Origin of the sequence: Actinomadura sp. KC216, assembly GCF_004348535.1 — a bacterium.
Lineage (GTDB): Bacteria > Actinomycetota > Actinomycetes > Streptosporangiales > Streptosporangiaceae > Spirillospora.
On sequence record NZ_SMJX01000381.1, the window covers coordinates 1 to 7,338 of the forward strand.

Genomic DNA, 7,338 nt, shown 5'->3' on the forward strand with positions numbered 1-7,338 from the left:
CCGCCGCGCCGCCTGCGCCGCGGCGGGACGGTCTGCGGCATCTGCGCGTAGCCCGCCGGGCCGCCCAACCCGGGGCCGGTCCCGCCGGAGTCCGTCCCCATCAGGTGGTCGGCGCGGCCCACGGTCGGCGGCGCCGACGGCGGCGTCCTCGGATCGCCCGCGAAATGGGCGCCGGTGCTGAGCGGGCCCATGTCGTCCTCGATCGTCTCGGCGCCGCCGAGCAGCGTCAGCAGCACCCCCTGCGCCTCCGGCCGCTGCGCCGGATCCTTGGCCAGGCAGGACGCGACGACCCCGCGCAGCGACTCCGGCAGCGCCGACAGGTCCGGCTCATAGTTCAGGATCCGGTGGAACACCGCGGAGATCGTGTCGTTGCCGAACGGGTGCCGTCCCGTCGCCGCGAACAGCATCGTCGCCGCCCACGTGAACAGGTCCACACCCGTGCCGAGGTCGGTGTCGGTGACCTGCTCGGGCGCCATGTACGACGGCGTCCCGACCACCCCGCTGCCCTTGGTCGCCGACGCCCCGGCGATCCGCGCGATGCCGAAGTCGATGACGCGCGGCCCGTCCGGGCCCATCAGCACGTTGGACGGCTTGAAGTCGCGGTGCAGGATGCCCGCCCGGTGGATCGCCGCCAGCGCCGTCACGGTCCCGATCGCCAGCCGGTCCAGGTCCGTGCCGGTCCGCGGGCCCTTCTCGTTCACGAGGCCGCTGAGCGACGGCCCCGGCACGTACTCGCTGACGACGTACGGCAGGTCGCCGGAGATGTCGGCGTCCAAGACCTGTGCCGTGCAGAACCCGGCGACCCGGCCGATCATCCGCATCTCCCGCTCGAACCGCGCCCGCCACTCCGGATCGCGGCTGAACCGGTCGCGGAGCAGCTTCACCGCGGCCTGCTCGCCGTCCTCACGGCGCCCCAGGTAGACGACGCTCTGCCCGCCCTCACCGATCCGCCCGACCAGCTCGTACGCCCCGAGCCGAGCCGGGTCGCTGGGCAGCAATGGGCCAACGGCCGTCATGGGAGCTCCTCCGTCGCATGCGAAACCCGCCACGGACCCTGTACCCGCGCGAGCCCCACATCGCCACTTACGATCGGCTATACGTTAGACGCCTGTAACCGCCCATGCGTTCTGAGATGTGCGTTGTCTATCTGGGGGGCGACCCCCAGACCCCCGGCCGCGCGGCACGGGTCTCTTTGTCTATCGGGGGGCGACCCCCCGAGCCCCCCGGCTGCGCGGCACGGATCTCCTCGCTCTGGTCGCTGGCGCTCCCGCCGCTGCGGGGACGCGGCGCGCCGGGCATGCCCGCCCTGTTTATCTGAGGGGGCGACCCCCAGACCCCCGGCCGCGCGGCACGGGTCTCCTCGCTCCGGTCGCTGGCGCTCCCTGCGCTGCGGGGACGCGGCGCGCCGGGCATGCCCGCTGCGCTCGCAGAGCTCGCTCCGCGTGCCTGCCCGTAACCGGTGGTTGGGGTTCAACCTGCCGGGGTTTGGGTTCTTGCCGTCTTGGGGTGGGTGTTGTGGGTCAGGTCTTCTCTAGGAAGTTGGCTCGGTCTTCGTCTAGGAGAGTTGCCAGGACCGTTGCCAGGCCGGGGTGGGATCCTAGGTCTGGGTCCTTCTCCACCAGGGTTGTTGCTTCTTCTCGGGCGTCTCGGATTACGTCTTCGTCTCTTTGGAGGGTGAGGAGGCGGAGGCTTGAAGTGCGGCCTGCCTGGGCGGCGCCCAGGACGTCGCCCTCCCGGCGTTGTTCCAGGTCCAGGCGGGAGAGTTTGAAGCCGTCGGTGGTGGAGGCGACGGCGTCCAGGCGTTCGCGGGCCTTGCTGCCGGGCTCGGCGTCGGTGACCAGGAGGCACAGGCCGGGCAGGGAGCCGCGGCCGACGCGGCCGCGGAGCTGGTGGAGCTGGGAGACGCCGAAACGGTCCGCGTCCATGATCACCATGACGGTGGCGTTGGGGACGTCCACGCCGACCTCGATGACCGTGGTGGCGAGCAGGACGTCCAGGTCGCGGTCGGTGAAGCGGCGCATCACCGCTTCCTTCTCGTCGGGGTGGAGCTTGCCGTGCAGGACGCCGATGCGCAGGCCGGAGAGCAGCTCCTCCAGTTTCGGCAGCACCTCCATGATGCCCAGGGGTGAGCGGCGGCCTTCGTCGTCGGATGGGATGGCGTCGCCTTCGTCGCCCTCCTGCTCGCCGATGCGGGGGCAGACGCAGTAGATCTGGCGGCCCTTGGACGCCTCTTCCTTGATGCGCTCCCAGGTGCGGGCGAAGAACGCGGGCTTCTCCGGCGGCACCACGTGGGTCTGGATCTCCGAGCGGCCTGCGGGGAGCTGGCCGAGGACGGACGTCTCCAGGTCGCCGAACACCGTCATCGCCACCGTGCGCGGGATCGGCGTCGCCGTCATGACCAGGACGTGCGGGCGCCCGCCGCCGGTCTTCTCGCGGAGCGCGTCCCGCTGCTCGACGCCGAAGCGGTGCTGCTCGTCCACGACGACGAGGCCCAGGTCGGCGAACTGGACGCTCTCCTGGAGGAGCGCGTGGGTGCCGACGACGATGCCCGCGGCGCCGGACGCGGCGTCCAGCAGGGCCTCCTTGCGCGCCTTCGCGCCCTGCGATCCGGTGAGGAGCGCCACGCGGGTGGCGTTGTCGGCGCCGCCTAGCTGTCCTGCTTGGGCAAGGTCGCCGAGCATGCCGGTGATCGAGCGGTAGTGCTGCTGGGCCAGGACCTCGGTCGGGGCTAGCAGGGCGGCTTGGCCGTTGTTGTCCACTACCTGGAGCATGGCGCGTAGGGCGACGACGGTCTTTCCGGCACCTACGTCTCCTTGGAGCAGGCGGTGCATGGGGTGTTCCAGGGCCAGGTCGGCGGCGATCTCGTCGCCCACCTCGCGCTGGCCCTTGGTGAGCTCGAACGGCAGGCGTGAATCGAACTCTGCTAGGAGGCCGCCGAAGGACGGGGGGCGTGGTGTCGCTGGGAGAGCGGCGGCGGCCAGGCGGCGCTGTGCCAGGGCTACCTGGACGATGAAGGCCTCGTCCCATTTGAGGCGCTTGCGGGCGCGGTTCAATTCTTCCCAGCTTTGCGGGCGGTGGATGCCCTCGTATGCCTCGCGTAGGCCGATGAGGTTGCGGCGGCTCAGGAGGTTGCTCGGCATGGGGTCGGCGGGCAGGTCCAACTGGTCCAGGACGGTGCCCACGGACGTGCCGATCGTCTCGATGGGGAGGTTCTTCGTCGACGGGTAGATCGGGATGATCTCGTCGGCCCACTCCTGCGCGGCCTGCTCGGCGCCCTTCTCGCGGACGACCTTGTACTGGGGGTGCGCGAGCTGGCGGACCGCCCTGCCGCTGCGCGGCCGGTAGGTGCTGATCTTCCCGGCGAACAGGCCGCGCGTGCCGGGCGACAGGTCCTTCTCGGGCCGGTAGGAGCCCTTGCGGCCGAAGAAGCTCAGCTTCAGCTCGCCGGTGCCGTCCGTGACGGTGATCTCCAGGACGTAGCCGGGGCTGCGGGTGAGGGTGCGGCCCTGAACCTTCACGACCTCGGCCATGACGGTGACGTGCTCGTCGTCCTGGAGGCCGCTGAGCTGCGTCAGCTCGCCCCGGTGCGCGTAGCGGCGCGGGTAGTGGTGCAGGAGGTCGCCGGCGGTGTGCAGGTCGAGGCCCTTCTCCAGCACCTTCGCCGTCTTGTCACCGAGGATCTTGCGCAACGGCTCGTCGAGATTCGCCACGCTGTCTTTTCTAGCCGATGGGACCGGCCGGCATCACTCGATGCCGATGAGGAGCGGGAACTGCTCCTGGCCGCCGTCGTAGACGCCGACCTCCACGTCCGGGTGCGTGTCGCGCAGGTGCCCTTCGAGCGCGGCGGCGAGGCCGGGCGGCGCGTACAGGCCGATGATCAGCGTGGCGAGCTCGCCGCCGCCCGCCAGCATCCGGTCCAGGACGTGCCGCGCGACGTCCGCGACTCCCGCGCCGACCGCCACGACGTCCGCCTCGATCAGCCCGAGGACGTCGCCGGCACGGCACGGGCCGGCGGGCGTGTCCGCCGGCTGCTCGGCGACCTCCAGCCGGCCGAACCGGGTCGCGCCGGCGGCGCGGGTCATCTCGCTCACGTCCTCGGCGAAGCGGCGCAGCGGGTCGTGCACCGCGAGCGCCGCCATCCCCTGGACGGCCGCCTTGGTCGGGACGACCGCGATGCTCGCCCCCGCCTCGCGGGCGCGTTCCGCGGCGGCCTCGGCGAGCGACACGACCGCGGGCTCGTTCGGCAGGACGGTCACCTCGTCGCCCGCCTGGAGGATCGCCTCCGCCAGCACCGCGAGCGGCGGCACCTGGCCGGGGTCGCGGCGGACCACCCGGGCGCCGCACTCCTCGAACAGCGCGGCGAGGCCGTCGGCGGCGGTGACCGCGATCACCGCGCGGCCGGTGTGCGGGGCGTGCGGCTGCTCGCGCGTCCTGGCGTGCAGGTGGGTGACGCGGATCCGGTGCGGGCGGCCCGCGGCGAGGCCCGCCTCGATGGCCGCGCCCGCGTCGTCCACGTGGACGTGAACGTTCCAAAGCCCGTCGCCGCCCACCACGACCAGCGAATCGCCGAGGCGGTCGAGCTTCTCGCGGAGGGTGTGGACGGCGTCGTCCTGCGCGTACAGCAGGTAGATGACCTCGTAGCCGGGACCGTTCCGGTGCTGCGGCGGCCTCTGGACCGGGGCCTGCGCGCCGGTGGTGCGGGCGGGCACCTCGTAGTGGTCCGGGTGCTCGTCGGTGATCTCGGCGACGAGCGCGTCGAGGACGACGCAGAGGCCGGCCGCGCCCGCGTCGACGACGCCGCTGCGGGCCAGGATCTCCAGCTGGGCGGTGGTGCGGTGCAGCGCCTGCCTGGCGCCGGTGGCGGCGGCTCGCGTCACCGCCGCGAGATCGGTGGCGGCGGTTCTCGCGGCCGAGGTGCATGCGGATGCGGCGGCGTCGAGGACGCTTAGGATCGTTCCTTCCACGGGATGCTCGACGGCTCCGCGGGCGAGGGTGGACGCGTGCTCCAGCGCGCCCGCGAACTCCGCCCCGCCGGGCGGCGCCTCCAGGGGGCCGAGGACGTCCGCGAGGCCGCGGAACACCTGGCTGAGGATCACGCCGGAATTGCCCCGGGCGCCCAGCAGCGCGCCGTGTGACAGCGCCCGCCAGGTCTCGTGGGCGCCTGCGCCGTCCGGGAGCTCGTCCAGCGCGTCCGCGGCGGCGAGCACGGTCAGGTGCAGATTCGTGCCGGTGTCGCCGTCCGGGACGGGGAACACGTTCAGCGCGTCGATCTCCGCCCGGGTCCCGCCGAGCGCCTCCGCGGCGCCCCTGCACCAGCCCCGGACCGCCGCCATGTCAAGGACTTCGCCCACGCCCCGCCCCTCTCACCTTTCGCCCGACTCTTCTGTACCGTGTCAGGGCCATTCGGGGGAAGGCGTAAAGCCGGAAGTTTCGCAAGGCGATTCGCCTATCCGATGGGCGGTCGGCTACTCTGATCCGTGCGCCTCGTCCGAGGCGCTCATCGGTGAGCGCCCATGATGCCCGGCTCGCCCCAGCGGCGACGGGCGGCGCTCCGGTCAGAGTTTCGACACCACTTGGAGTTTCCCGTGGCTTCCGTCTGCGACGTCTGCGGCAAGGGACCCGGTTTCGGCATGCGCGTCTCCCACTCGCACCGCCGCACCCCGCGCCGCTGGAACCCCAACATCCAGCGCGTGCGCGCCGTCGTGAACGGCAGCACCAAGCGGATCAACGCCTGCACGTCCTGCATCAAGGCCGGGAAGGTCGTCAAGCCGACGGTCTGAGACCGCCGGGCAGGGCTTCGGCCGGCTCATCGGGATGGCCCGGTGAGCCGGTTTTTTGTACCTCCGGTCAGATCCGGTGGCGCCAGCCGTGGTCGACGGGGCCGATCCCGGCGCCGAGCGGGAAGCCCGCCGCGATCGCGCCCGTCACGTACTGCTTCGCCTTCGCCACCGCCGCAGGGACGTCGTCGCCGAGCGCCAGGTGCGACGCGATCGCGGACGCGAGCGTGCACCCGGTGCCGTGGGTGTGCCGGTTGTCGTGCCGGGGCGCGGTGAACCGGTGCGCGCGCTCCCCGTCGAACAGCAGGTCGGCGGGCTCGCCCGGCAGGTGCCCGCCCTTGATCAGGACCCATCGCGGGCCGAGCGCCTTGACGGCCTCGGCGGCCTCGCGCAGCCCCGCCTCGTCCACCACCTTGACGCCGGTGAGCTGCTCCACCTCGTAGAGGTTGGGCGTGACGACGGTCGCGGCCGGCAGCAGCACCGAGCGGACGGCCTGGACGGCCTCGGGCGCGAGCAGCGAGTCGCCGTGCTTGGACACGCCGACGGGGTCGACCACGGCGGGCGCGTCCGAGGCGGCCAGCGCCTCCGCGACCGTCTCGACCAGGGTCGTGGACGCGAGCATCCCCGTCTTGATCGCGTGGACGCCGATGTCGGACAGCACGGAGTCGAGCTGGGCCCGCACCGCCTCGGCCGGCAGCTCCCAGTAGCCCTGGACGCCGAGCGAGTTCTGCGCGGTGACGGCGGCGATGACGCTCATCCCGTGGACGCCGAGCGCGAGCATGGTCTTCAGGTCCGCCTGGATCCCGGCGCCGCCGCCGGAGTCGGAGCCCGCGATGGTGAGCACGAGCGGGGGCGCCTGCCGCGTGGCCGGGGCATCGGACGGGGAATGCGTCATGCCGTCCACTTTATGGCTTATGCACTGCGGGCCAGCTCGCGGTGGCCCGGCGGCCCGGCGCTCAGACGATGGCGCAGGGCTGGCTGTTCAGGATGCACGCGGACGGCTTCGCGGCCGTGCCCCGCGCGGCGAACACGATCCGCACCTTCGCGCCGGGCGGGATGGCGGTGCGCCCGCGGACGTGGGCGACCTTGCCCGTCTTCACGACGGTGGCGCCGCTGACGGCGGTGACGGACGCGGTGGGGATCTTGAACGCGAGCGCCCACGTAGTGACGGGACGCGTGCCGTTGTTGGCGATCGTGGCGGTCGCCTTGAAGCCGCCCGGGCTCTTGGACGCGACCTTGAAGGCGATGATGAGGCCATCGGTGCGGCCGGCGCCGCGGCTGGCGCGCTCGTTCCGCTCGCGCTGGGAGACCTGGTTGTCCCTGGGGTTGGTCTGCGCGGTGTCGTGCGGCGCGCCGCCGGCGAAGTTGAGCGCGATCTGCTGCGTGCTCAGCGCGTAGGCGACGATCCCGACCGCGATGACGAGCGCGACGATCGGCAGGAGCGGGACGGGGAGCAGCGAGAGGAACTTGAACGGCCCGCCGGCCGGGGTGGACGCCGGGGCGGGGGCCTCCGGCTCCCGTGCGTCTCGCGGATCGGGCGGGCCGAACGGGTCTTCGGGAG

The 7,338-nt window shown here is 72.6% G+C and carries 6 protein-coding genes; 1 reads left to right on the plus strand and 5 read right to left on the minus strand.

The annotated features are described in order from the left end of the window. The 3 genes from E1264_RS37615 to E1264_RS37625 all read right to left on the minus strand — a co-directional run. Positions 1–1,016: serine/threonine-protein kinase (locus tag E1264_RS37615; RefSeq protein ID WP_132181508.1), on the minus strand; the 1,016-nt coding region annotated here is incomplete at its 3' end. 504 nt (positions 1,017–1,520) lie between these two features. Further along, entirely contained in the window at positions 1,521–3,710 is a 2,190-nt protein-coding gene (gene recG, locus E1264_RS37620; protein ID WP_132181510.1) for an ATP-dependent DNA helicase RecG, read from the minus strand. 33 nt (positions 3,711–3,743) lie between these two features. Next, positions 3,744–5,351, minus strand: coding sequence for a DAK2 domain-containing protein (locus E1264_RS37625; RefSeq protein ID WP_132181512.1), 1,608 nt, complete (start codon positions 5,349–5,351; stop codon positions 3,744–3,746). A 234-nt stretch (positions 5,352–5,585) separates the two neighbouring features. On the opposite strand from E1264_RS37625, the gene rpmB reads away from it, so the two are divergent. Beyond that, positions 5,586–5,780, plus strand: a complete 195-nt coding sequence (gene rpmB / locus E1264_RS37630; protein ID WP_030164391.1) for a 50S ribosomal protein L28 — start codon at positions 5,586–5,588, stop codon at positions 5,778–5,780. Between the two features lie 67 nt (positions 5,781–5,847). On the opposite strand, the gene thiD is transcribed toward rpmB, so the two are convergent. Together thiD and E1264_RS37640 are read right to left on the minus strand one after the other, a co-directional pair. Beyond that, on the minus strand, positions 5,848–6,672 hold the full coding sequence (gene thiD, locus E1264_RS37635) for a bifunctional hydroxymethylpyrimidine kinase/phosphomethylpyrimidine kinase (RefSeq protein WP_132181514.1): 825 nt from the start codon (positions 6,670–6,672) through the stop codon (positions 5,848–5,850). 61 nt (positions 6,673–6,733) lie between these two features. After that, the coding region (locus E1264_RS37640) for a cellulose binding domain-containing protein (RefSeq protein ID WP_132181516.1) at positions 6,734–7,338 on the minus strand (605 nt) is incomplete at its 5' end.